The organism is Pseudomonas sivasensis (assembly GCF_021391435.1).
In the GTDB taxonomy this organism is placed as follows: Bacteria; Pseudomonadota; Gammaproteobacteria; order Pseudomonadales; family Pseudomonadaceae; genus Aquipseudomonas; species Aquipseudomonas sivasensis.
The window spans coordinates 5443347-5466432 of record NZ_CP090029.1; the positions used below are offsets into that span (position 1 = coordinate 5443347).

Sequence of the window (23086 nt, forward strand, 5' to 3'; positions counted from 1 at the left end):
CACTACAGCGCAAGCGGCTCATGGTTGCCATTGAGCTGCCGCAGATGGGCCTGCATATGCAGGCACCAGATCTGTGGGTCGCCCGCCACTTCATAGCCGTGCATGGTCAGGCTATCCACAATCGATTCCAGGATGGTTTGCGCCGCAAAAGGCCCATGAAACGGGCCTTGGGACTTGATGGTGGACGGCTGTTCACCGGACATTCCGGCGGCAAATAACAAGGTCCACATCCCGTTATCCCCCGCGAGAGGGCGAATGGAGCATTCGATACGGGTGACCAGGCCAAAGCACTGGCGGGTAAGACAAAGGTTGCGCGGCATGGCGGCGACCCTCGGCAGATCGGTGTTCAGCCCGGCCTGGGGCAAGGCTGTTTCTATCCAGCGACTCCTGTGAATATCCCTAAAGCAGAGAATAGAAGAAAAACCCGACAAACCAAGGCCGTAGGGACCAACGGACATTAGTCCCTCAGAAGGAAGTCAATTTAGTGACGCAACCAGTTCCAAATGTGGAAGGGGGCTTGCTCCCGATGCAGTGTGTCAGTCGACATCTACATGACTGACCTATCGCAATCGGGAACAAGCCCCCTCCCACATGTTTGACCCGGCCTGGCCTCAGAACTCAGGTGGGCTTGGCTTCGGCCAGCGCCTGCTGCGCCAACTCCTTCTCCGCCTCTTTCAAGTCTTCCTCGCTGATCATCTCGGCAATCGCACGCAAACGCTCGACCACTCGCGCATTGACGGTCCCTTCCGGGAACTGCCCCTCGGCGTCCGGCTCACCCGCGTCTTCACCCACCAACAGGCTCAACGCCTCATCGGCCTGGCGCACCGCGTAGATATGGAACTGCCCGGCGCGCACAGCCTGCAAGACCTTCTCATCAAGCATCAACGTGGCCACGTTGGCCTGAGGAATGATCGCCCCTTGCTCACCGGTCAAACCGCGCGCTTCACAGAGACGGAAGAAGCCTTCAATCTTCTCGTTGACCCCACCTACCGCCTGCACTTCACCAAACTGGTTGATCGAACCGGTGATGGCAAAACATTGCTTGAGCGGGGTTTTCGACAGGGCCGAGATCAAGGTGCACGCCTCGCCCAGGGACGCACTGTCGCCGTCCACATAACCGTAGGATTGCTCCAGCGCGATGCTCGCCGAGATCGCCAGCGGGAATTCCTGGGCATAACGGCTGCCCAGGTAACCCGTGAGGATCATCACGCCCTTGGAGTGAATCGGCTGACCGAGGTTAACCTCACGTTCGATGTCGACAATGCCGCTGCCGCCCGGGTACACCGTGGCGGAAATCCGCGCCGGTACGCCGAATGCCGAGTCACCGACTTCCAGCACCGTCAGCCCGTTGCACTTGCCCACGGCCGCACCGGCGGTGTCGATCAGGATCACCCCGGCGAGCATGTCATCCAGGATCCGTGCCGACACGCGGCCGGTACGGGTGGCCTTGGCTTTGAGGGCGCGCTCGATATGGCCGGCATCGGTCATCTCATCGCCGGCCAGGTGGCGGATAAAGTCCGCCTCGCTCACCAGTTGAAACAAGTCACCAATACGCGCCGACAAACGGCCCTGATGCTCCGCCAGCCGCGCGCTGTAAGTCGCCAGCCGCGCCACCGCGTCCGAGGTCAACGGCGCCATGCCCTCTTCCGAGGTCCGGGTTTTGAGCAACTGAGCGAACTGCTCCAGGCTTTCGTCGACCATCGGGATGTCTTCGTCGAAATCCACCAGCACCCGGAACATCTCCTGGAAGTCCGGATCGGCGTCCTGCAACGCGTAGTAAAGCTGGCGCGAACCGATAATGATCACCTTGACCTGCAACGGAATCATTTGCGGGTTGAGGGTCACGGTAGCCAGACGGCCCAGCTCGCCCAGAGGCGATTCCATCTTCAACTTGCGCGATTGCAGGGAGCGCTTGAGGGCGTCCCACACGAACGGCTCGCTGAGCATTTTTTCGGCTTCGAGGATCAGGAACCCGCCATTGGCACGGTGCAAGGCACCCGGTCGCAGTTGGCGATAGGTGGTGTAGAGCGCGCCCTGGTCGGTGCTGTATTCGATACGGCCAAACAGGTTGTCGTACGTCGGGTGCGGTTCAAACACCACTGGGGCGCCGCCGTTGACCGGGTGCCCAACCACCAGGCTCGGGCAGTATTGCTCTTCGAGCAGCTTGCGGGCCTGGGCGTCGGTCTTGGCGTCGTCGACCAATTGCTCGACCACAGTTTTCAGCAGGTACACCTGCATCGCCTGCAAGTAACCGCAGACAGCTGCGTTCTCGGCGTATTTTTCCGACAGTGGCGCAAGCAAAGGTTGCAGGGCCAAGGTGATGGTTTCTTCGTTGAACTGGCGCAGTTGGTTGTTGGACTCACGCTTCCACTGCGGCAGGCTGGCCAACTCCTCGTTGAGGCGCTCTTCCAGCTCGGAAATATCTGTGTGGAAACGCTCGCGATCTACTTCCGGCAGTTGCGAAAACTCGGCTTCGTCCAGCGCCTTACCGTCGAGCATCGGCGTGAACGCGATGTTGGAACTGTCGCGGTACAGCGCCACGTCCTTTTCCAAAGCCAGGCGTTCGATCACATCGAGGGCCTTGTCGTAACGCTGGTTGAACGCGCGGTCGATGGCGCTTTTGCGCTGTTGATAAGTCGGGTGCTCAAAGACCGCCGGGAAGGTGGCCACCAGGTTGTCGACCAAGCCGTTGATATCGGCAATGAACGCCGCCGCAGCACCGCCTGGCAATTCCAGGGCGCGTGGTTCGCGGGGTTCATCGAAATTATTCACATAGACCCAGTCCGCCGGGGTCTGCAGGCGCTTGCCTTCGGCCTTCAGGTAGCGTTTGACGAACGAGAAGCGACCGGTGCCCGGCTCGCCCATGACAAACACGTTGTAACCGGGGCGTGGCATGGCCACACCGAACTGCAACGCTTCAACTGCGCGTTCCTGGCCAAGCACACCGCGAAAGGGCTCCAAATCATTGGTGGTCGAGAAGCTGAACTGTTCAGCGGAAAAAGGACGAGTCAGCGCTTCGGGCGCTAGACGCAGGCTGGCAGCAACAGGATCAGGCATCGGGCTTCCTTACATCAGGCGGGGCAGATGACGGCATTCTGGCTCCCCGTTGCGCGCTCTGGCAAGGCGAGCCTTTGTGAAAGCGTAGACACCGAATGAGTCCTACAAAAAAATCGCGACATCTCTGATTGTTTTATAAAAACACACGGAACCCTTGGAACGTGCCTAAACTCCAAACTGCGCGGGTTGGACTAATAACCGATCCCTAGGGCGCTATGAAGTGCCTGAACCCTTGTCCATTGGTTTGCACACAAAGAGAACAAAGCTATGAAACGGATCCTTCTCGGTACTCTCTTCACCGTCGTCTCCCTCAATGCAATGGCTGAAGCACCAGGTGGCCCGAACTGCGGTTGGGGCAACATGTTGTTCGAAGGCCAGCGCGGCACTCCGGCTCACTTCCTGGCTTCCACCACCAACGGTACTTCGGGTAACGCCACCTTCGGCATGACCTCGGGCACCAACGGTTGCAGCACCAACAGCGCGCTGACCTACGGCGGCAAGTCCTGGATTGCCATGAATGGCATGATGAACGAGCTGTCCGAAGACATGGCCAAGGGTAATGGCGAAGCACTGACCACTTACGCGGTGGTACTGGGCGTTGCTCCGGAAGATCGCGAACACTTCGCTGCAGTGGCTCACGAACACTTCCAGCAAATCTTCAGCAAGGCCGATGTGACCGCTGAAGACGTACACAACAACACTCTGGCTGTACTGAAAGGCGATGCCCGTCTGGCGAAATACGCTACCCAGGCTTAAGCTCGACCTGCCCGCGCCTCCCCAGGCGCGGGTTTTATTTTTGGACCCGCTTCCCCTTTGGGTCTCTCTAATTTCCGACTTAAGTTGCCCCTATGCTCAAACGCTTTGCCTGGATGGCACTCCTCGCCTGCGCCCCGCTGTACGCGGCACCGCACCTTGATGATCAACGTTTGCAGCAATTGGCCAACGAGCCGTTCTGGCTTTCGCTGGGCCATTACGAAGCCGGCAAAATCAGTGGCTGGCGCAGTTATGTCAGCGAGCAGAAATTTTTCCTCGCCCCCGACGGTGCCCATCACCCGGATGCCGAACTCAAGGCCACCGTTGAAGCACTCTATGCTCCGGCCAGCCTGGGTGAAAAGCACGCCCAATGCGTCTACCCCGCACGTACCCGCTGGTTAAAGGATCAGTTGCACCTGACTGACCTGCCCGCCGTGGACTGCACCGAATTCAAGCAATGGTTCAAGGACGTCTCGCCCCATAGCGCGGTGATGATCTTCCCGGCGGCCTACCTCAACAGCCCGTCCTCGATGTTCGGCCACACCCTGCTGCGTATCGACCAGGCCGACGTGCAGAGCAACAAGACCGCGCTGCTCAGCTACGCGATCAACTTCGGCGCCTATATAGAAGGCTCGGACAACAGCATTCTCTACGCCTGGAAAGGCCTGATGGGCGGCTACCCCGGTCTGTTCGCGCTGGTGCCTTACCAAGAAAAACTCTCCGAGTACCGCAGCCTCGAAAACCGCGACCTGTGGGAATATCGCCTTAACCTCACCCAGGTCGAGACCGAGCGCATGGTCGAGCACGTGTGGGAGCTCAAGCAGATCCAGTTCGACTATTTCTTCTTCGACGAAAACTGCTCCTATCGCCTGCTGGAACTGCTGCAAGTGGCCCGCCCCGGCCTGCGCCTGACCGAGCAATTCCCGCTGACCGCCATTCCCACCGACACCGTCAAGGCGGTGAAGGACGCGGGCCTGGTCGAGAAGATCGACTACCGACCGTCCCGCGAGCGAGAGTTGCTGGAGCGCGCAAAGCCGCTGGACAGCGACGAGCAGCAATGGGTGCTCAAGGTCAGCGATGACCAGCAGCAACTACAAGAGCCTGCTTTTAAAGCCTTACCCCGCGAACGTCAGGCCCTGATCATCGACGCCGCCTATCGCCTGGGCCGCTACCGTGCCAATGGCCTTGAACGGGACACCGCACGCTCCCAACGCAGCTTCGAACTGCTGCGCGCGATCAACCAGAACCCCGCGCCCGATCTAAAGATCACGCCTCCCGGCCTGCCGGAAAACGGCCATGAGTCGCGTACCTGGCAAGCTGGCATCGGCACCCGGGGCGACAAAGCCTTCGGTGAATACGGCCTGCGCATGGCCTACCACGACCTCAACGACAACGCCGAAGGCTTCCCCCTCGGCGCCCAGATTGAAATCCTGCAAATGAAACTGCGCCAGTACGAAGGTAACCACTGGCAATTGCAGCAACTGGACCTGGCTACCATCCGCTCCCTGACCCCACGCAACGCCCTGCTGCAACCCTGGTCCTGGCAAGTCACGGGCGGCCTGGAACGCGTGCCGGGCAAACACGACGACGAAACCCTGGTCGCCCACGTCAACGGCGGCGCTGGCGGCACCTGGCAACTACGCGACGACATGCTCGGCTTCGCCCTCGGCACCGTGCGCGTGGAACACAACAACGACTTCAACGAAGCCATCTCCCCCGCAGCCGGCTTCAACACCGGCGTGCTGTGGAAAAACCCGCTGGGCAACTTGAGCCTGGAAGCCAAGGGCGATTTCTTCACCAATGGTGAAGTGCGGCGCAGCATCAGCCTCAACCAACAGTGGGAACTGTCCCGTAACCTGGGCCTGCGCCTGAGCGCACAGCGCGAGTACAGCCACCTGTCGACTCCAGTGAATGAAGTGATGCTTGAAGTGAAGTGGTATCACTACTGACCAAAGCCTGGAGAAAATCAAAAATGTGGGAGCGGGCTTGCCCCCGATGGCGGTGTTTCAGTTAAGTATTGACTGACTGACACTCTGCTATCGGGAGCAAGCCACCTCCCATATTTTGTTAGCATTGCCCGCACAATCAGGAGTTGACTCGACATGGCCGTTACCTGCACCACCCTTGAAGACGTTCGAAACAACATCGACCGCCTCGACCAGCAAATCGTCACCCTGCTGGCCGAACGAGGCCGCTACGTATCACAGGCAGCACGCTTCAAAAAAGACACCGATGGCGTCAAGGCCCCACAGCGGGTTGAGCAGGTGATCACCAAGGTGCGGGAATTATCGGAGACCGTGGGCGCAAACCCCGAGGTAACCGAGCAGGTCTATCGCGCAATGATTGCGGCATTCATTGAGCAGGAATTGGCGGAACACAGGGCTTTGGCGAACAGCCAGGCCACATAGTCTTTTGTGGTGAGGGAGCCCAGCTTCCTCATCACCGGTTCGGCACTCACCGACCGATCTCATCGTGCTCCACACCTTTCTCACACCCCTTTCACACCTCCCCGACAAATCCCTATCTAGACTTCCCCTATCAGCCGTTAAACGGCCAGGGAGCAAGCAATGTGGCGGTATGCAGTAATACTGTGTGCGATGGTGTGGCTGGCGGGTTGTCAATCGACTCATCAGGAATTGCTGGCCAGAGGTTATCCACCGGCCTTCGCCGATGGATTTGACGATGGCTGCAGCAGCGGTCGCCAGGCCGCCGGGGTGATTTCCGGGGAGTTTCGCAAAAATGTCCCGCGCTACCTGAAAGACCGGACATACGCCGAAGGCTGGGAGGACGGCTTTCGCCAGTGCAAGGCCATGCGTGAAAACGAAGAACTGCGCGACTACAAGGACAATCACTGGGACGACCGTGAGCGCGCCTGGCAGCACGAGAAGGATCGCGATGCCGCTCGGGCCTATCGCTCGCAATAGGTCGCTTTCAGACATCCATCGAAACTAAAGCGCAGCGAACATGGCCCAAGCTCCATAGAGGGAGAACGTCATGAGCCGAGCTTTTGTAAATGAGGATAACGCCGCCGCCCAGGCTGATCAGCCAGTGGAGCGTCAGGTCAGTGAGCAACCCAATCACTTGACCGCGCAAGGGTTGGCGCAGTTACAGGCCAAGGTTGCGCAGTTGAAGGCTGAGCACAGTGCCGAATCTGCCAAGGGTGAGCAGGCCGATAAGCAGCGCCAGGCCGATCTTGAGCGGGATTTACGCTACTTCAACCAACGCGTCCAGAGCGCCCAGGTCGTGGCGCTGGCCACCGGCACCGACAAGGTGCAGATCGGCAGCTGGGTGACCTTCGCCAATGAGCATGACGAGCAACAGCGCATCCAGTTGGTCGGTGAAGACCAGGCCGACGCCAGCACAGGCCTGATCAACTGGGGTTCACCCCTGGGCCGCGCGTTGCTGGGCGCCCAGGTGGGTGATGAGGTGCTGTGGAAGCGCCCCGTTGGCGATCAGCTGATCGAGGTGCTGCGTATCGAAGCCGAGACCTAGACGATGCCTTGGGCCAGCATCGCGTCGGCGACTTTCACGAAGCCTGCGATGTTCGCGCCCTTCACGTAGTTGATGCGGCCGTTTTCTTCGCCGTAGTGCACGCAAGCGTGGTGGATCGACTGCATGATGTTGTGCAGCTTGCTGTCCACTTCACCAGCGGTCCACAGCAAGCGCATGGCGTTCTGCGACATTTCCAGGCCACTCACCGCAACGCCGCCGGCATTGGATGCCTTGCCCGGTGCGAACAGAATGCCCGCCTCGATAAAGATATCCACAGCCTCAAGCGTTGTAGGCATGTTGGCGCCTTCGGCCACACAGATACAGCCGTTGCGCAGCAAGGTGCGGGCGGCGTCGGCGCCGAGTTCATTCTGGGTGGCGCATGGCAGGGCGATATCGCAGGCCAGGTCCCACGGCGTTTGCCCCTTGCGGAACTCCAGGCCGAAACGCTCGGCCAGTTCGCTGATGCGCCCACGCTGAACGTTTTTAAGCTCCAGCAGCGCCGACCATTGTTCCTCGGTCAAACCACTTTCGGCGTACAGGGTGCCTTCGGAGTCAGACAAGGAAATCACCTTGCCGCCCAGGTCCATAACCTTGCGCGCCGCGTATTGGGCGACGTTGCCTGAGCCGGAGACCGCCACACGCTTGCCCTCGACCCGTTTACCGTCGCGCTTGAGCATCTCTTCGGCGAAGTACACGCAACCAAATCCGGTCGCTTCCGGACGGATCAGACTGCCGCCGTAGGTCATGCCTTTGCCGGTCAACACGGAGGTGAACTGGTTGCTCAGGCGCTTGTACTGGCCAAACAGGAAGCCGATCTCACGTGCACCCACGCCGATATCGCCAGCCGGCACATCCACATCCGCACCGATATGGCGGTACAACTCGCTCATAAATGCCTGGCAAAAACGCATGACTTCGGCGTCGCTCTTACCTTTTGGATCAAAGTCCGAGCCGCCTTTGCCGCCGCCCATTGGCAACGAAGTCAGGGAATTCTTGAAGGTCTGTTCGAAGGCGAGGAATTTCAGCACGCCCAGGTTCACCGACGGGTGGAAACGCAGGCCACCTTTGTAGGGGCCGATGGCGCTGTTCATCTGGATACGGAAACCGCGATTGACCTGGACCTTGCCGTGATCATCGACCCACGAAACCCGGAACGTTATCGCTCGTTCCGGCTCGCAGATGCGCTCCAAAATACCCGAGGTCAGGTAATGGGGATTGGCTTCAAGAAACGGCCACAGACTGCGTAGGACTTCTTCTACAGCCTGATGGAATTCTGGCTGGTCTGGGTCGCGTTTTTTGAGGCGGGCAAGGAAGGATTCGACGGATTCGATCATGAAAAGTCTCGGCAAATTGATTGCTTTTAAGGGAGATTGAGCCGGACTTTATCAATTCATGTCGCACCGCGACAGGGCAAAATGTCGCTTTTGTGAATTTAAATGGTGCATTGGATATAAATAAACACAGGAAACAGGGATTTTTTGCACTTAAAAGAGGATTGCCAAGGCAGGTTACGCACCAGCAGGGAAATAGCTATCGGGGGCAAGCCCCCTCACACATTTTGGATGTGTTCACAAATCAAATGTGGGAGGGAGCTTGCTCCCGATAGGGCCATCAAAAACACTGCAAAACCCCAGCGCAAAAAAAAGCGGAGCCCGAAGGCCCCGCTTTTTTCAACCAGCCGGATCAGGCCAGTTTTTTGTGCCGTACACGGTGCGGCTGGGCAGCAGCTTCGCCCAAACGCTTTTTACGGTCCGCTTCGTACTCAGTGTAGTTACCTTCGAAGAACACCGCTTGTGAGTCGTCTTCGTACGCCAGGATGTGGGTCGCGACGCGGTCAAGGAACCACCGATCGTGAGAGATCACAATGGCGGCGCCAGGGAAGTCCAGCAGGGCTTCTTCCAGGGAACGCAGGGTTTCAACGTCGAGGTCGTTGGACGGTTCGTCGAGCAGCAGCACGTTGCCGCCCTCTTTCAAGGTCAGGGCTAGGTGCAAGCGACCGCGCTCACCGCCGGACAGGTCCTTGACGAACTTCTGCTGATCGCCGCCCTTGAAGTTGAAGCGGCCAACATAGGTGCGCGACGGAATTTCATAGTTGCCGATGCGGATCTGGTCAGAGCCGTCGGAGATTTGCTGGAACACGGTCTTGCTGCCGTCGAGGTCATCACGGCTCTGGTCCACACAAGCCAGTTGCACGGTTTCGCCGATCTCGATGCTGCCCGAATCCGGCGTTTCCTTGCCCATCAGCATGCGGAACAGCGTGGATTTACCCGCACCGTTACCACCAATAACGCCGACGATCGCGCCTTTTGGCATGGAGAACGACAGGTTGTCGATCAACACGCGGTCGCCATAGCCTTTGGAAACGTTCTTGAATTCGATGACCTTGTCACCCAGGCGCGGACCGGCCGGGATATAGATCTCGTTGGTTTCGCTGCGCTTTTGGAATTCCTGGGACTGCATTTCTTCGAAGCGTTGCAGACGTGCCTTGGATTTGGACTGGCGGGCCTTGGCGCCTTTGCGCACCCACTCCAGTTCTTCCTTCATGGCTTTTTCATGGGCCGATTGCTGCTTGGATTCGGCGGCCAGACGATCGGACTTGGCTTCCAGCCAACCGGAGTAGTTGCCCTCGTACGGGATACCGGCGCCACGGTCGAGCTCGAGGATCCAGCCGGCCACGTTGTCAAGGAAGTACCGGTCGTGCGTGATCGCAACCACGGTGCCCGGGAAATCGTGAAGGAAATGTTCCAGCCAGGCGACGGAGTCGGCGTCCAAATGGTTGGTTGGTTCGTCGAGCAGCAGCATGTCGGGGGCCGACAGCAGCAGGCGGCATAGGGCCACACGACGCTTTTCACCACCGGACAGGAATTCGACCTTGGCGTCCCAAGCCGGCAAGCGCAGCGCATCGGCGGCGACTTCCAGTTGGCGTTCCAGGTTATGACCGTCACTGGCCTGCAGAATGGCTTCGAGCTTGGCCTGTTCGGCGGCCAACTTGTCGAAGTCGGCATCCGGCTCGGCGTAGGCGGCGTAGACTTCGTCCAGGCGCGCCTGGGCGTTTTTGATCACGCTGACCGCTTCCTCAACCACTTCACGCACGGTCTTGGTTGGGTCCAGGATTGGTTCCTGCGGCAGGTAGCCGATGTTCAGTTCCGGCATCGGGCGGGCTTCGCCTTCGAACTCGGTGTCGACGCCGGCCATGATTTTCAGCAGCGTGGACTTACCCGAACCGTTGAGGCCGAGCACGCCGATTTTGGCGCCGGGGAAGAAGGACAGCGAAATATTTTTCAGGATTTCCCGCTTCGGCGGAACAACTTTTCCCAGCCGATGCATGGTGAAGACGTATTGAGCCATGGTGAACCTAGCGTCAGTGACTGATGAATTAAGCGGGCGAAGCCCGTGCCAAGCCATGCGCCGCGCGGGCCGTTGACTATCATCAATGCCAGCGAGCGAAAAAAGCCTGAGTATCTGGGGCTGGAACGCCCCCGCGTAACCGGCAAAGCTACCTCAATGCGCTTGGTCAGTCCAGCCAAGCAGGGCTGGCACTTTGCCACAAGTCAAGGCATGCTAGCCGCCCTCCGGGCGTCCGGCTTATAGTGCACGTCGCGCGCCAGTCCAGCCAAACCGCAGGATCACAGCTTGTCCAAAGTCACGCCGCCAACTCCCTTGCGCGCCGCTCATATAGCGCCGGGAGCGCCCCTGCACGGCACCCTCAAAGGCGCATTGGCGACGCTCGTCCTCATGCTGCTCGCCTTATTGTTCTGGCAACTGCTGGACCAACTGCAGCAAAACCAGAAAAACCAGCAGCAATACACCATCGACTACAGCGCCGACCTGGCTGAGCAGATCAGCCTGAACATGGCCCTGAGCGCAAAAATCGCCTTGAACCTGCTACCGATGGTCGAGCCGCCGCGCGACATTGAACAGCAACAGGCCCTGACGCGCACGCTGCAGCGCTCGCTGCCGGAGCTGCGCAGTATCGCCCTGCTCGCGCCCAGCGGCGCGATGATCAGTGACAGCGCCAACGACAGCCAGGACAGCGCCTGGCTGGAAGAACTGGTGCAGCGCAGCCACGGCCAACCGTATTACCTGAGCAATAACGAAGACGGCACCATCATCTATCTGCTGCTGCACCAGCCCAGCGGCGGCTCAAGAATGTACTGGGCGCTGCGCCTGGCACCTAACTACTTGGTCAACCTGACCCGCCAGGACAGTCAGGGCCAGCGCCCCATGTGGGCCATCGAGAACAGCCTGAACCACCGCGTCGTCAGCCGTGACAGTGGCATGCCGGCGCAATGGTCCAGTGCCCTGACCCCGGATGACTTGAATAAAAGTGTGCTGGTCACCCCCCTGAGCAAAAGCGACTGGCAGTTGCGCGGCATGTTCGACCGCGCAGCCGTGCTGGAACAACTGCTGCCGGCGTTTATCGGCAAATGCCTGTTGGGCCTGGCCTTCTCGCTGATCCCCGTAATCGTGCTGCTGAATATGCGTCGCCGCCAGCGCCAGGTGCATGAAGGCCGGCGGCGTTATCAGGATATTTTCGAAGGTACCGGCGTCGCCCTGTGCGTCCTGGACCTGTCAGGCCTGAATGCGTTTTTTGCCAAGACGCACTTGCAGACCCGCGAACACCTTCACGCCTGGCTGCAAAACAAACCTGAAGAATGCAGGCAACTGCTCGCCGAGCTGCGCATCACCGAGATCAACCAAGTGGCGGTGCGCCTGCTCAACGTGGACTCGTGCGAGAAGGCTTGGGAGCGGCTGATCGATGATTGCCCACGCAACAGCACGTCGATCGGCCATCAAATACTCGAAGCGGTCCTGACCCAGCAGAGCCAGCTTGAACTGGAGATCCAGCTCAATGATGTGGTCGGCAACGAGCAATACCTGTGGCTGGTGATGCGCCTGCCGGAGCAGCAGGACGATTTCAAGGCGGTGATCCTCAGCATCAGCGACATCACCAGCCGCAAGCTGATCGAACTGTCGCTGGTGGAGCGTGAGAGTTTCTGGTCGGACGTGGTGCGCACCGTGCCTGATCACCTGTATGTGCAGGACGTGGTCAGCCAGCGCATGATTTTCAGCAACCACCATTTGGGGCAAACCCTCGGCTACGTAAAGGCCGAACTGCAGCAAATGGGCGAGTACTTCTGGGAAATCCTGCTTCACCCTGAAGACGCCGAGTATTACCACGATTTGCGCCAGCAACAGCGTCAGGCCGGCTACGCGACGCAGTTGCACTGCCAGTTGCGCTTCCGCCATCGCAATAACCAATGGCGGCGCTTTGATATTCGTGAGCAGGCCCTGGCCCGTGATAAAACGAGCCAAGTCACCCGCATCATTGGCGTCGCCAAAGACATCACCGACCAGATCGAAGCCAGCGAATCCCTGCGCGACAGCGAACAGCGCTATCGCATGCTCGCCGAAAGCATCAGTGACGTGATCTGCTCCACCGACAGCAAACTGGCCCTCAACTACATCAGCCCGTCGGTCAGTGCGGTGCTGGGGTATGAAGTGGACTGGGTGTTCAAGAATGGCTGGCAGTCGATCATCGCCAACCCAGCGCAATTGGCGGGTATTTACAGCCTGATGGAACAGGTCAGTCGTGCGCTGGGCGACACCGATGCGCTCAATAAGCTGCGCGATGAAGTGCAGACCCAGCTGTTCCTGTTTGACTGCCTGCGCGCCGACGGGCGTAAAGTGCCGATCGAACTGCGCCTGGTACTGGTGTGGGACGAGCATGGCGCCTTCGAGGGCATTCTGGGCGTCGGCCGCGATATCAGCCAACAACGCCGCGCCGAGAAAGACCTGCGCATGGCGGCCACGGTATTTGAGCATTCCACCTCGGCGATCCTGATCACTGACCCGGCGGGCTATATCGTGCAGGCCAACGAGGCATTCAGCCGAGTCAGCGGCTACGAAGTGGCGGACGTACTCGACCAGTTGCCGAACATGCTGACCGTGGATGAGCAGCAGGAAGCCCACCTGCGCTACGTACTCAAGCAATTGCACCAGCACAGCACCTGGGAAGGCGAAGTGTGGCTCAAGCGCCGCAACGGCGAGCACTACCCAGCGTGGGTCGGCATTACCGCCGTGTTCGACGACGAAGGCGACCTCGCCAGTTACGTATGCTTCTTCAGTGATATCAGCGAGCGCAAGGCCAGCGAGCAGCGTATTCACCGCCTGGCGTATTACGACGCCCTGACCCACCTGCCCAACCGCACACTGTTCCAAGACCGCCTGCACACCGCGTTGCAGTCTGCCGAGCGGCAGAAGTCGTGGGTGGTGCTGATGTTCCTCGACCTTGACCGCTTCAAGCCGATCAACGACTCCCTTGGACACGCCGCCGGCGACCGCATGCTCAAGGAAATGGCCACTCGCCTGCTCGGCTGCGTGGCCGAAGACGACACTGTCGCGCGCATGGGCGGTGACGAATTCACCTTGCTCCTGCAACCACGGGTCAGCCGTGAAATGGCGCTGAACCGCGCGATTCACGTGGCCGAACAGATCCTCGCCAGCCTGGTGAAACCCTTTGTGCTGGAAGGCCGCGAGTTCTTTGTGACCGCCAGTATCGGCATCGCCCTCAGCCCTCAGGACGGCAACGAGCTGAGCCAACTGATGAAAAACGCCGACACCGCCATGTATCACGCCAAGGAACGCGGCAAGAACAACTTCCAGTTCTACCAGGCCGACATGAACGCCAGCGCCCTGGAACGCCTGGAGCTGGAAAGCGACCTGCGCCACGCCCTGGAGCAGAACGAATTCGTGCTTTATTACCAGCCGCAGTTCAGCGGTGATGGCAAACGCCTGACCGGCGCCGAAGCCCTGCTGCGCTGGCGCCATCCGCGTCGCGGGCTAGTGCCGCCCGGGGACTTTATTCCGGTGCTGGAAGAGTTGGGCCTGGTGGTGGACGTGGGCGACTGGGTGATCAGCGAAGCCTGCCGCCAGCTCAAGACCTGGCATCAAAACAAGGTGCGCGTGCCGAAAGTCTCGGTGAACATCTCGGCGCGGCAGTTCTCCGACGGCCAACTGGGCACCCGCATTGCCACCATCCTCAAAGACACAGGCCTGCCGCCGGCGTGCCTGGAGCTGGAGCTGACCGAAAGTATCCTGATGCGCGAAGTCAACGAAGCCCTGCACATCCTCGACAGCCTGAAAAACCTGGGCCTGAGCATTGCGGTGGACGATTTTGGCACGGGCTATTCATCGCTCAACTACCTCAAGCAGTTCCCCATCGATGTGTTGAAAATCGACCGCACCTTCGTCGATGGCCTGCCGTCCGGCGAACAGGACGCGCAGATCGCCCGGGCGATTATTGCCATGGCCCACAGCCTCAACCTGGCGGTAATCGCCGAGGGCGTGGAAACCCATGAGCAGTTGGATTTCCTGCGCGAGCATGGCTGCGATGAGGTGCAGGGTTATCTGTTCGGACGACCGATGCCGGCGAATCGGTTCGAGGCGCAGTTCAGCAATGATGCCCTCTTCATGTTCGACTGATGGTTTGTGGTGAAGCCACTGGCCTCATCGGGGGCAAGCTCCCTCCCACAGGGGAATGCGTTTCAAATGTGGGGGGACTTGCCCCCGATGAGGCCGGCAATGACACCGCTCATCCCTAAGTGAATCCCACTTGTCCGCGACTTGATGTCCTTTCATATGCCATCTAAAACCCATTGGGTTAGAATGCCCTCCTTTTCTGCCCCCGATCCTTGAGGACCGCCATGTTCAGCCGTGATTTGACCATTGCCAAGTACGACGCCGATCTCTTCGCCGCCATGGAGCAAGAAGCCGTGCGCCAGGAAGAGCACATCGAGCTGATCGCTTCGGAAAACTACACCAGCCCTGCGGTCATGGAGGCTCAAGGTTCGGTTCTGACCAACAAGTACGCCGAAGGCTACCCAGGCAAGCGCTACTACGGCGGTTGCGAGTACGTCGACGTGGTTGAGCAACTGGCCATCGACCGTGCAAAAGAACTGTTCGGCGCCGATTACGCCAACGTCCAGCCACACGCCGGCTCCCAAGCCAACAGCGCCGTGTACCTGGCCCTGCTGCAAGGCGGCGACACCATTCTGGGCATGAGCCTGGCACACGGCGGTCACCTGACCCACGGCGCCAGCGTTTCCTCCTCCGGCAAGCTGTACAACGCCGTTCAATACGGTATCGATGCCAACGGCCTGATCGACTACGACGAAGTTGAGCGCCTGGCGGTTGAACACAAGCCAAAAATGATCGTGGCCGGTTTCTCTGCCTACTCGCAGATCCTGGACTTCCCACGCTTCCGTGAAATCGCCGACAAGGTTGGCGCCTACCTGTTCGTGGACATGGCTCACGTGGCCGGTCTGGTCGCCGCGGGCGTCTACCCGAACCCGGTTCCATTCGCTGATGTGGTAACCACCACCACCCACAAGACCCTGCGCGGTCCACGTGGCGGCCTGATCCTGGCTCGCGCCAACGCCGAGATCGAGAAGAAGCTGAACTCCGCTGTATTCCCAGGCGCCCAGGGTGGCCCGCTGGAGCACGTGATCGCCGCCAAAGCGATCTGCTTCAAGGAAGCACTGCAGCCTGAGTTCAAGACCTACCAGCAACAAGTGGTCAAGAACGCCCAGACCATGGCCGGCGTGTTTATCGAGCGCGGCTTTGACGTAGTGTCCGGCGGTACTGAAAACCACCTGTTCCTGCTGTCGCTGATCAAGCAGGACATTTCCGGCAAAGATGCTGACGCTGCCCTGGGCAAAGCCTTCATCACCGTGAACAAGAACTCGGTACCGAACGACCCACGCTCTCCGTTCGTCACCTCGGGCCTGCGTTTCGGCACCCCGGCTGTGACCACTCGTGGCTTTAAAGAAGCAGAGTGCAAGGAACTGGCCGGCTGGATCTGCGACATCCTGGCAGACCTGAACAACGAAGCCGTGATCGACGCGGTCCGTGAGAAGGTCAAGGCCATCTGCAAAAAACTGCCGGTATACGGCGCTTGATTGCAGTTGCTTGAATAAAAAGCCCGGCTCTTAAGCCGGGCTTTTTTATACCAATTGTCCAGTTTGAAATGCGCCCAAGTGTGGGAGGGGGCTTGCCCCCGATAGCAGTGTATCAGTCACATATAGGTTTACTGACACACCGCCATCGGGAGCAAGCCCCCTCCCACAGTTGACTGCATTACACATCAGGGTTGGTAGACTTTGGCAAAGCCTTCGCGGATTTTGTCTTCCGGCAATTCATCGGCAATAAACACGATCACACTCTCCCGCGCTTCCCCCTCGGCCCATTCGCTGTCCCAATCGAACCCGTAGAGCTTCAGCACGCCCTGAAACACCATGCGGCGGTCTTCGCCGGCAATGTTCAGCACGCCCTTGTAGCGCAGCAGTTGCTTGCCGTGGTCTTCCAACAGCTCATTCATAAACTCGCTGAGGCGGTCGATATCCAGCGGCTGGTCGGTGCGCAGCACCAGGCTGGAAATACGGTCGATGGATGGCGCCTTGCTCACCGGGCGCAGGCTCATGCCGGCGTTTAGGTTGAAGCCGCGGACATCGAGCAGTTCTGCCAAATCAATCTTGCCGTGCTCGACCACACGAATCGGCGCGCGGCGGTTGATGCGGGTGAGGCGATCACTGAGCGCCTCGAAGGTGGCGTCGTCCACCAAATCACGTTTGCTCACCAGCAGGCGATCGGCAAAACCGATCTGGGCCTGGGCGATGGTCTGGGTCAGGTGGTGCTCGGCGTGGGCCGCGTCCACCAGGGTGATGATGCCGTCGAGGATGTAGCGCTCGCGCAGTTCTTCATCGATGAAAAAGGTTTGGGCCACCGGCGCCGGATCAGCCAGGCCGGTGCACTCGATCACCAGGCGATCGAAGGCGATCTCGCCGCTGTCCAGGCGCTCAAGCAGCAGATAGAGAGCCTTGGTGAGGTCGGTGTGGATGGTGCAGCACACGCAGCCGTTGGACAGGGTCATGACTTGCACCGGTTCTTCGCCCAACAACTGGGTGTCGATACCGGCATCGCTGAATTCGTTTTCGATCACGGCGATTTTCAAGCCGTGTTCGGCCTTGAGCAGATGGCGCAGCAAGGTGGTCTTGCCGGCGCCGAGAAAGCCGCTGAGTACGGTCACTGGAATGGGAGAGGACAAAAAATTCTCCTTGAAGGAACACTGAAACAAATGTGGGAGGGGGCTTGCCCCCGATAGCAGTGTGTCAGGCACTTATCTGTCACTGACACACCGCTATCGGGAGCAAGCCCCCTCCCACAGTAGATCACCACCAGCCCGAACTAACGGGTCAGCAGCACTTGGGCCCACCCTTGCCGCCGTATCGGGCCTCCTGACGTTCCCGGAAGAACGCCTTGTAGTCCATCATCGGCTTGTCTGGGTGCTTGGTTTGCATATGCTCGACGTACGTGTCGTAGTCGGGCATGCCGACCATCAAGCGCGCGGCCTGACCGAGGTATTTACCGAGGCGACTGATGTCATTGAACATGTTTGCAATCCTCGGTTATGCGTCAGGTACTGCCTGGAACGGGGCTTCTTTATCCGTACGCTCTTTGTTGCCCCAGGCGGCGACGCCAACCTTGAGCGCATAGAACAGGATGCTGAACACCACGAACAGGAACAGCGCCGTCAGCGTTGCGTTGGTGTAGGCGTTCCAGATCACGTGCTGCATCTGGTCGATGCTCTTGGCCGGTGCCAGGATCTGACCGTTAGCCAGCGCGTCACTGTACTTCTTAGCCAGCGACAGGAAACCAATCGCCGGGTTGGCGTCGAACAGCTTGATGAAGCCTGCGGTGGTGGTGCAGATCAGCAGCCATACCGCCGGCAGCATGGTCACCCAGATGTAGCGTTGGCGTTTCATTTTGATCAGCACAACCGTCGCCAGCATCAGCGCGATACCGGCCAGCATCTGGTTGGAGATACCGAACAGCGGCCACAAGGTGTTGATACCGCCCAGTGGGTCGATCACACCTTGGTACAGCAGATAACCCCACATCGCCACGCAACCGGCGGTCGCGATCAGGTTGGCGGTCCAGGATTCGGTGCGTTTGAGCGCAGGCACGAAGGAGCCAAGCAAGTCTTGCAGCATGAAGCGACCAGCTCGGGTACCTGCGTCAACAGCCGTCAGGATGAACAGCGCTTCGAACAGGATCGCAAAGTGGTACCAGAACGCCATGGTGTTTTCACCCGGCAGTACGCTGTGCAGGATCTGCGCGATACCTACCGCCAACGTCGGTGCACCGCCGGCGCGGGCCAGGATGGTGGTTTCACCGATGTCATGCGCCACGGCCGACAGTGCCTCAGGGGTAATTGCAAAACCCCAGCTGCTGACGGTTTGTGCCACGGTAACCACATCGCTGCCGACTACGGCGGCTGGGCTGTTCATAGCGAAGTAGACGCCAGGCTCGATCACCGAAGCGGCAACCATGGCCATGATGGCGACGAACGACTCCATCAACATGCCGCCGTAACCGATGTAGCGGGCGTGGCTTTCATTGGCCAGCAACTTGGGCGTGGTGCCCGAGGAGATCAGCGCATGGAAACCCGAGACCGCGCCACAGGCGATGGTGATGAACAGGAACGGGAACAGGCCGCCCTTCCACACTGGGCCGGTGCCGTCGATGAACTGGGTCAGGGCCGGCATTTTCAGGTCTGGCATGGTGACCAGGATGCCGATTGCCAAGGCGATGATGGTGCCGATTTTCAGGAAGGTTGAGAGGTAGTCACGCGGCGCCAGGATCAGCCACACCGGCAGTACCGCCGCGACAAAACCGTAACCGATCAGCATCCAGGTGATCTGGATCCCAGTGAACGTGAAGGCCTTGGCCCAGACCGGATCAGCGGCAATTTGCCCGCCCAGCCAGATCGAGCCGAGCAGCAACAACACGCCGATGATCGAAATTTCACCAATGCGGCCCGGGCGGATGTAGCGCATGTAGATGCCCATGAACATCGCGATCGGGATGGTCGCCATCACCGTGAAGATGCCCCAAGGGCTCTCGGCCAGGGCCTTGACCACGATCAGCGCCAGCACCGCGAGGATGATGATCATGATCAGGAAGCAGCCGAACAGCGCGATGGTCCCCGGAATACGGCCCATCTCTTCACGAACCATGTCCCCCAGGGAACGGCCGTTGCGACGGGTCGACAGGAACAGAACCATGAAGTCCTGGACCGCGCCGGCCAGCACCACGCCGGCAATCAGCCAGAGCGTGCCGGGCAAGTAGCCCATTTGCGCCGCCAGTACCGGACCGACCAGCGGGCCCGCACCGGCAATGGCCGCAAAGTGGTGACCGAAAAGGATGTGTTTGTTGGTCGGCACATAGTCCAGACCGTCGTTGTTGATCACTGCGGGGGTAGCCCGCCGTGGATCGAGTTGCATCACGTTGTTAGCGATGAACAGGCTGTAGTAGCGATAAGCAACCAGGTAGATGGCCACAGCAGCGACCACAATCCACAAGGCGTTGATCGCCTCGCCTCGGCGCAAGGCCACTACGCCCAGGGCGCACGCTCCTACGATTGCCAGCACCAGCCAGGGTAGATGGCGTAGCAGGCTATTATTATTTTTCATTTTTATATTCCAGCCAGGGTGGACAGAAAGGACAGCCGTTCGGAGTTTAGCGCTGTTGGCCTTAAAGGCCACCCCCCTACGTTGGTCTAGAGCCTTGCAACGAAGAAAAAACCAGAAAAAACGGCCCAATGATGGCGCGGGGCTACAATCCTTTTATCCACAGAGGGTTTCACCATGACCGAGCAAGCGTCTGATCGTCGCCGTTTTCGCCGGATTGCCTTTGATGCCAAGACCGAACTTCGGCAAAACGGCAACGAATGGCCAGTGCAACTGGTGGATTTATCGCTTAAGGGGCTGTTGGTGCAAAGGCCTGAAGAGTGGAAGGGAAATAAGGCGCTGCCGTTCGCGGTCGACATACGCCTGGATCCCAAGGCGCATATAAAGATGCAAGTACGGCTAACCCACGAAGCAGTGGGTCAACTGGGGTTTGTGTGCACAGACATCGACCTGGACTCGATCAGCCACTTGCGGCGGCTGATCGAGTTGAACCTAGGCGATCAGGAGGAACTGGAGCGAGAGCTGGGCGCGCTGCTGGAAGTGTGATGGCTCAGGGGAACGCACTACGTGCGGGAAAATCACTTTCCATGTCCCAGTAACCCTTCTTCTGACTTGAGGCGCCGTGCCACTGCCCGTCGACAAACCGATAGGTCTGATAACGGGTAGCAAAGTCATCCTCACCGTCGCCGTCCATAAATGATGACACCTGCAGCAGTTCATCCGCGCCGCCATTCGCTTGCGTTGCGATCATCCACGCAGCCTTGCCGGTATGAGCCAGGGTCAGCGCCTGGACTTTGCCGTCGGCGCCCTGGTAACTCAACGGCTTGAGTTGCTGCTTGCCGGGCAGCAGTAACTGCGTGGCAGGCCCGCTGTAGCTGCCCATGGGGGCGGTCTGATCGATGGTCAAAAAATACACAGGCTCGGGCAGCCCTTTGAGCGGGGCTTTCTTGACCTCGGCCAAGGGGTAGCCGAGGTCTTCGTGAGCTATCACCTCGCCAGAGGCCGATACCCACCGCACCTGGGCTTCGAGCAGCGGGTTGTCGACCAAATCGCCGGGCTCGTCGAACGAGTCTTCATCCAGCCCACTGCCCCAACTGTCCTTGTGCAGTTGGGGGCTGATGCGCTGGTCTTCGAGCACCTGCAGTACACTGCCCTCTGGCGTCACCAGCGTTTGCGCCAGGCGATAGCCCGTTGGCAGCTCCGCCCAGGCCATGGCGGGCAAGCTGGCCAAGGCGATAAACAGGGCGACTACACCCCAGTGATTCGATCGTTGCATCGCGTCCATCCCTGAATTATTCGAAAAGTGCATCCAATGCCTGTTCCAGGCGCGTGACCCCAATCACCTGCAATCCTGGCGGCATTTCCTTCGGCGCGTTGCCCTTGGGCACAATCGCGCGTTTGAAGCCGTGCTTGGCCGCTTCCTTCAAGCGCTCCTGACCGCTCGGCACCGGACGCACTTCGCCGGACAGGCCGACCTCCCCAAATACCAAGAGGTCGTGCGGCAGAGGCCGGTTACGCAAGCTGGACATCACCGCCGCCATCAAGGCCAGGTCGGATGCGGTCTCCAGCACCTTGACCCCACCCACCACGTTGAGGAACACATCCTGATCGTGGGTCGGAATGCCGCCATGACGGTGTAACACCGCCAGCAACATCGCCAGGCGGTTCTGATCCAGCCCCAGCGTGACCCGGCGCGGGTTGGCCAAATGGCTGTCATCCACCAATGCCTGGACTTCCACCAACATCGGTCGGGTGCCTTCCCACGTCGCCATCACCACACTGCCTGGGACTTCTTCCTGGGCACGGGTCAGAAAAATCGCCGAAGGGTTGGAGACTTCTTTCAGTCCCCGGTCAGTCATGGCGAATACACCCAGTTCGTTCACTGCGCCGAAACGGTTTTTCACCGCCCGCAGCAAGCGCAGTCGACCATCGGACTCGCCTTCGAAGTACAGAACGGTGTCGACCATATGCTCCAACACTCGCGGCCCGGCCAGCGCGCCTTCTTTAGTCACGTGGCCGACCAGGAAGATCGCCGTGCCGCTCTGCTTGGCATACCGCACCAGTAGCGCTGCACTTTCGCGCACCTGGGACACACCACCCGGCGCCGATTGCAACTGCTCGGTGAAAATCGTCTGGATCGAGTCGATCACCATCACCTTTGGCTTTTCGATACGGGCCGTGGCGATGATGCTTTCGATGCAAGTCTCGGTCATGACCCGCAACTGATCCTGAGGCAAGCCAAGACGGCGTGCGCGCATGGCCACTTGTTGCTGGGATTCTTCACCGGTGACATATAACGCCGGCATGCGGCTGGCGATGCTGCACAGGGTTTGCAGGAGGATGGTCGATTTACCGATGCCAGGGTCGCCGCCGATCAGCACCACAGAGCCGTCCACCAGGCCGCCGCCCAGCACACGGTCCAGTTCACCTGAGGCGGTGGAGAAACGCGGGATTTCTTCGACGCTGACTTCGGCCAGGGTCTTGATCTGCGCCTGCTGCCCGGTCCAGCCGGCGCGGCCCGTGGGCGCCGCAGCGCCGCCGCTTTCGATCATGGTTTCGGTCAGGGTGTTCCACGCACCGCATTCGCCGCACTGGCCGGCCCACTTGGGAAAGGTCGCGCCGCACTCCGTGCAGCCGTACATGCGCTTGGCCTTTGCCATTTGAGAACCTCCAACCGAAAAACCGCGATGATATCTCAGCGCGGCGCCGGGGTCCGGATTTCACCGCTGGCCAATCGCGAAGCACTGTTGCCGATCGGGTCTTCAGCATTGAGGTCAGCGCCTTTGGCTTTCAATTCATCAAGCAATTCGACGCGCTTGAACAGGCCTGCATACATCGCGGCCGTCTGCCCGGCGCCGTTGCGTTGGTCGGGGTTGCAATCGGTGGCCAGCAGGCGCTGGGCAATGTTCAGCTCGCCTTTGAAGATCGCGCCCATCAGCGCGGTGTTGCCACGTTTGTCCTGTACACAGGCGTCGGCACCGGCACTGAGCAAACGCTCCACAAACCGGCCCTGGCCGTGATAGGCGGCGAGGATCAACGCGGTGTAGCCCTTTTCGTCCTGGGTGTTGAGGCTGTAGCCAGACTCAATAAAGGTGTTGAGCATATCGAGGTCGCCACGGCGGGCGGCGTCGAAGTAATAATCCTGCAACTGTGCCTTGAGTGCTGCCGGTTCGGGGGATTCGGCATGGGCGACAAAGGCCAGCATGGCCATCAGCAAACCGATAGAAATACGCATGGGTTTCTCCTGCCATGGG

The 23086-nt window shown here is 59.6% G+C and carries 18 protein-coding genes; 8 read left to right on the top strand and 10 right to left on the bottom strand.

Annotation, left to right across the window (positions count from 1 at the left end; all coding sequences use genetic code 11):
• Window positions 1-2: 2 nt before the first annotated feature.
• Complete coding sequence (locus LRO94_RS24650) at window positions 3-320, bottom strand: PA4575 family protein (RefSeq protein WP_032884774.1); 318 nt, start codon at window positions 318-320, stop codon at window positions 3-5.
• A gap of 298 nt (window positions 321-618) precedes the next feature.
• The gene (locus LRO94_RS24655; protein WP_032884683.1) at window positions 619-3057 is read right to left on the bottom strand and encodes a Lon protease family protein; all 2439 of its coding nucleotides are present in this window, start codon (window positions 3055-3057) and stop codon (window positions 619-621) included.
• Between the two features lie 267 nt (window positions 3058-3324).
• Between LRO94_RS24655 and LRO94_RS24660 the strand changes: the two genes are divergently transcribed.
• From LRO94_RS24660 to LRO94_RS24680, 5 genes are all read left to right on the top strand, one after another.
• Window positions 3325-3813 (top strand): DUF3015 domain-containing protein, encoded by a 489-nt coding sequence (locus LRO94_RS24660; RefSeq protein WP_027605327.1) that lies wholly within the window; start codon window positions 3325-3327, stop codon window positions 3811-3813.
• Window positions 3814-3905: 92 nt separating this feature from the next.
• On the top strand, window positions 3906-5759 hold the full coding sequence (locus LRO94_RS24665) for an Lnb N-terminal periplasmic domain-containing protein (protein ID WP_179179853.1): 1854 nt from the start codon (window positions 3906-3908) through the stop codon (window positions 5757-5759).
• Window positions 5760-5912: 153 nt separating this feature from the next.
• The gene (locus LRO94_RS24670; RefSeq protein WP_032884681.1) at window positions 5913-6218 is read left to right on the top strand and encodes a chorismate mutase; all 306 of its coding nucleotides are present in this window, start codon (window positions 5913-5915) and stop codon (window positions 6216-6218) included.
• Window positions 6219-6377: 159 nt separating this feature from the next.
• Window positions 6378-6734 (top strand): hypothetical protein, encoded by a 357-nt coding sequence (locus LRO94_RS24675; protein WP_032884679.1) that lies wholly within the window; start codon window positions 6378-6380, stop codon window positions 6732-6734.
• Window positions 6735-6804: 70 nt separating this feature from the next.
• Window positions 6805-7302, top strand: a complete 498-nt coding sequence (locus LRO94_RS24680; protein WP_032884678.1) for a GreA/GreB family elongation factor — start codon at window positions 6805-6807, stop codon at window positions 7300-7302.
• On the opposite strand, the gene gdhA is transcribed toward LRO94_RS24680, so the two are convergent.
• The gene (gdhA, locus tag LRO94_RS24685; RefSeq protein ID WP_032884677.1) at window positions 7299-8636 is read right to left on the bottom strand and encodes an NADP-specific glutamate dehydrogenase; all 1338 of its coding nucleotides are present in this window, start codon (window positions 8634-8636) and stop codon (window positions 7299-7301) included. The genes LRO94_RS24680 and gdhA overlap by 4 nt on opposite strands.
• 349 nt (window positions 8637-8985) lie before the next feature.
• On the bottom strand, window positions 8986-10650 hold the full coding sequence (gene ettA, locus LRO94_RS24690) for an energy-dependent translational throttle protein EttA (RefSeq protein WP_032884676.1): 1665 nt from the start codon (window positions 10648-10650) through the stop codon (window positions 8986-8988).
• Between the two features lie 285 nt (window positions 10651-10935).
• On the opposite strand from ettA, the gene LRO94_RS24695 reads away from it, so the two are divergent.
• Both LRO94_RS24695 and glyA read left to right on the top strand, forming a co-directional pair.
• Window positions 10936-14787: a sensor domain-containing protein gene (locus LRO94_RS24695; RefSeq protein ID WP_032884675.1), complete on the top strand. Its 3852-nt coding sequence runs from the start codon at window positions 10936-10938 to the stop codon at window positions 14785-14787.
• Between the two features lie 221 nt (window positions 14788-15008).
• Window positions 15009-16262 carry a serine hydroxymethyltransferase gene (glyA, locus tag LRO94_RS24700; protein WP_179179852.1) on the top strand — a complete coding sequence of 418 codons (1254 nt, stop codon included), beginning with the start codon at window positions 15009-15011 and terminating at the stop codon, window positions 16260-16262.
• 185 nt (window positions 16263-16447) lie between these two features.
• Here the strand turns inward: glyA and yjiA are convergent, their stop codons facing one another.
• The 3 genes from yjiA to LRO94_RS24715 all read right to left on the bottom strand — a co-directional run bounded on the left by yjiA (window position 16448) and on the right by LRO94_RS24715 (window position 19835).
• Window positions 16448-17407 (bottom strand): GTPase, encoded by a 960-nt coding sequence (yjiA, locus tag LRO94_RS24705; RefSeq protein ID WP_179179851.1) that lies wholly within the window; start codon window positions 17405-17407, stop codon window positions 16448-16450.
• Window positions 17408-17555: 148 nt separating this feature from the next.
• Window positions 17556-17753: a YbdD/YjiX family protein gene (locus LRO94_RS24710; protein ID WP_003176208.1), complete on the bottom strand. Its 198-nt coding sequence runs from the start codon at window positions 17751-17753 to the stop codon at window positions 17556-17558.
• Between the two features lie 15 nt (window positions 17754-17768).
• Window positions 17769-19835: a carbon starvation CstA family protein gene (locus LRO94_RS24715; protein ID WP_032884672.1), complete on the bottom strand. Its 2067-nt coding sequence runs from the start codon at window positions 19833-19835 to the stop codon at window positions 17769-17771.
• 174 nt (window positions 19836-20009) lie between these two features.
• Here LRO94_RS24715 and LRO94_RS24720 point away from each other — a divergent pair, with 174 nt between their 5' ends.
• A complete protein-coding gene (locus LRO94_RS24720; RefSeq protein ID WP_032884671.1) occupies window positions 20010-20378 on the top strand; it encodes a PilZ domain-containing protein in 369 nt (122 codons plus the stop codon).
• 4 nt (window positions 20379-20382) lie between these two features.
• Here the strand turns inward: LRO94_RS24720 and LRO94_RS24725 are convergent, their stop codons facing one another.
• From LRO94_RS24725 to LRO94_RS24735, 3 genes are read right to left on the bottom strand one after another with little or no spacing between them, the layout of a single operon-like run.
• Window positions 20383-21108 (bottom strand): hypothetical protein, encoded by a 726-nt coding sequence (locus LRO94_RS24725; protein WP_179179850.1) that lies wholly within the window; start codon window positions 21106-21108, stop codon window positions 20383-20385.
• A 16-nt stretch (window positions 21109-21124) separates the two neighbouring features.
• Window positions 21125-22492 (bottom strand): DNA repair protein RadA, encoded by a 1368-nt coding sequence (radA, locus tag LRO94_RS24730; protein ID WP_032884669.1) that lies wholly within the window; start codon window positions 22490-22492, stop codon window positions 21125-21127.
• Window positions 22493-22527: 35 nt separating this feature from the next.
• On the bottom strand, window positions 22528-23067 hold the full coding sequence (locus LRO94_RS24735; protein ID WP_032884667.1) for an ankyrin repeat domain-containing protein: 540 nt from the start codon (window positions 23065-23067) through the stop codon (window positions 22528-22530).
• Between the last annotated feature and the right edge of the window lie 19 nt (window positions 23068-23086).

What these genes read in the sequence shown, in the direction of transcription:
- LRO94_RS24650 (WP_032884774.1), bottom strand. Translation starts at nt 320, where the DNA reads ATGCCGCGCAACCTTTGTCTTACCCGCCAGTGCTTTGGCCTGGTCACC.
- LRO94_RS24655 (WP_032884683.1), bottom strand. Translation starts at nt 3,057, where the DNA reads ATGCCTGATCCTGTTGCTGCCAGCCTGCGTCTAGCGCCCGAAGCGCTG.
- LRO94_RS24660 (WP_027605327.1), top strand. Translation starts at nt 3,325, where the DNA reads ATGAAACGGATCCTTCTCGGTACTCTCTTCACCGTCGTCTCCCTCAAT.
- LRO94_RS24665 (WP_179179853.1), top strand. Translation starts at nt 3,906, where the DNA reads ATGCTCAAACGCTTTGCCTGGATGGCACTCCTCGCCTGCGCCCCGCTG.
- LRO94_RS24670 (WP_032884681.1), top strand. Translation starts at nt 5,913, where the DNA reads ATGGCCGTTACCTGCACCACCCTTGAAGACGTTCGAAACAACATCGAC.
- LRO94_RS24675 (WP_032884679.1), top strand. Translation starts at nt 6,378, where the DNA reads ATGTGGCGGTATGCAGTAATACTGTGTGCGATGGTGTGGCTGGCGGGT.
- LRO94_RS24680 (WP_032884678.1), top strand. Translation starts at nt 6,805, where the DNA reads ATGAGCCGAGCTTTTGTAAATGAGGATAACGCCGCCGCCCAGGCTGAT.
- gdhA (WP_032884677.1), bottom strand. Translation starts at nt 8,636, where the DNA reads ATGATCGAATCCGTCGAATCCTTCCTTGCCCGCCTCAAAAAACGCGAC.
- ettA (WP_032884676.1), bottom strand. Translation starts at nt 10,650, where the DNA reads ATGGCTCAATACGTCTTCACCATGCATCGGCTGGGAAAAGTTGTTCCG.
- glyA (WP_179179852.1), top strand. Translation starts at nt 15,009, where the DNA reads ATGTTCAGCCGTGATTTGACCATTGCCAAGTACGACGCCGATCTCTTC.
- LRO94_RS24710 (WP_003176208.1), bottom strand. Translation starts at nt 17,753, where the DNA reads ATGTTCAATGACATCAGTCGCCTCGGTAAATACCTCGGTCAGGCCGCG.
- LRO94_RS24715 (WP_032884672.1), bottom strand. Translation starts at nt 19,835, where the DNA reads ATGAAAAATAATAATAGCCTGCTACGCCATCTACCCTGGCTGGTGCTG.
- LRO94_RS24720 (WP_032884671.1), top strand. Translation starts at nt 20,010, where the DNA reads ATGACCGAGCAAGCGTCTGATCGTCGCCGTTTTCGCCGGATTGCCTTT.
- LRO94_RS24725 (WP_179179850.1), bottom strand. Translation starts at nt 21,108, where the DNA reads ATGCAACGATCGAATCACTGGGGTGTAGTCGCCCTGTTTATCGCCTTG.
- radA (WP_032884669.1), bottom strand. Translation starts at nt 22,492, where the DNA reads ATGGCAAAGGCCAAGCGCATGTACGGCTGCACGGAGTGCGGCGCGACC.
- LRO94_RS24735 (WP_032884667.1), bottom strand. Translation starts at nt 23,067, where the DNA reads ATGCGTATTTCTATCGGTTTGCTGATGGCCATGCTGGCCTTTGTCGCC.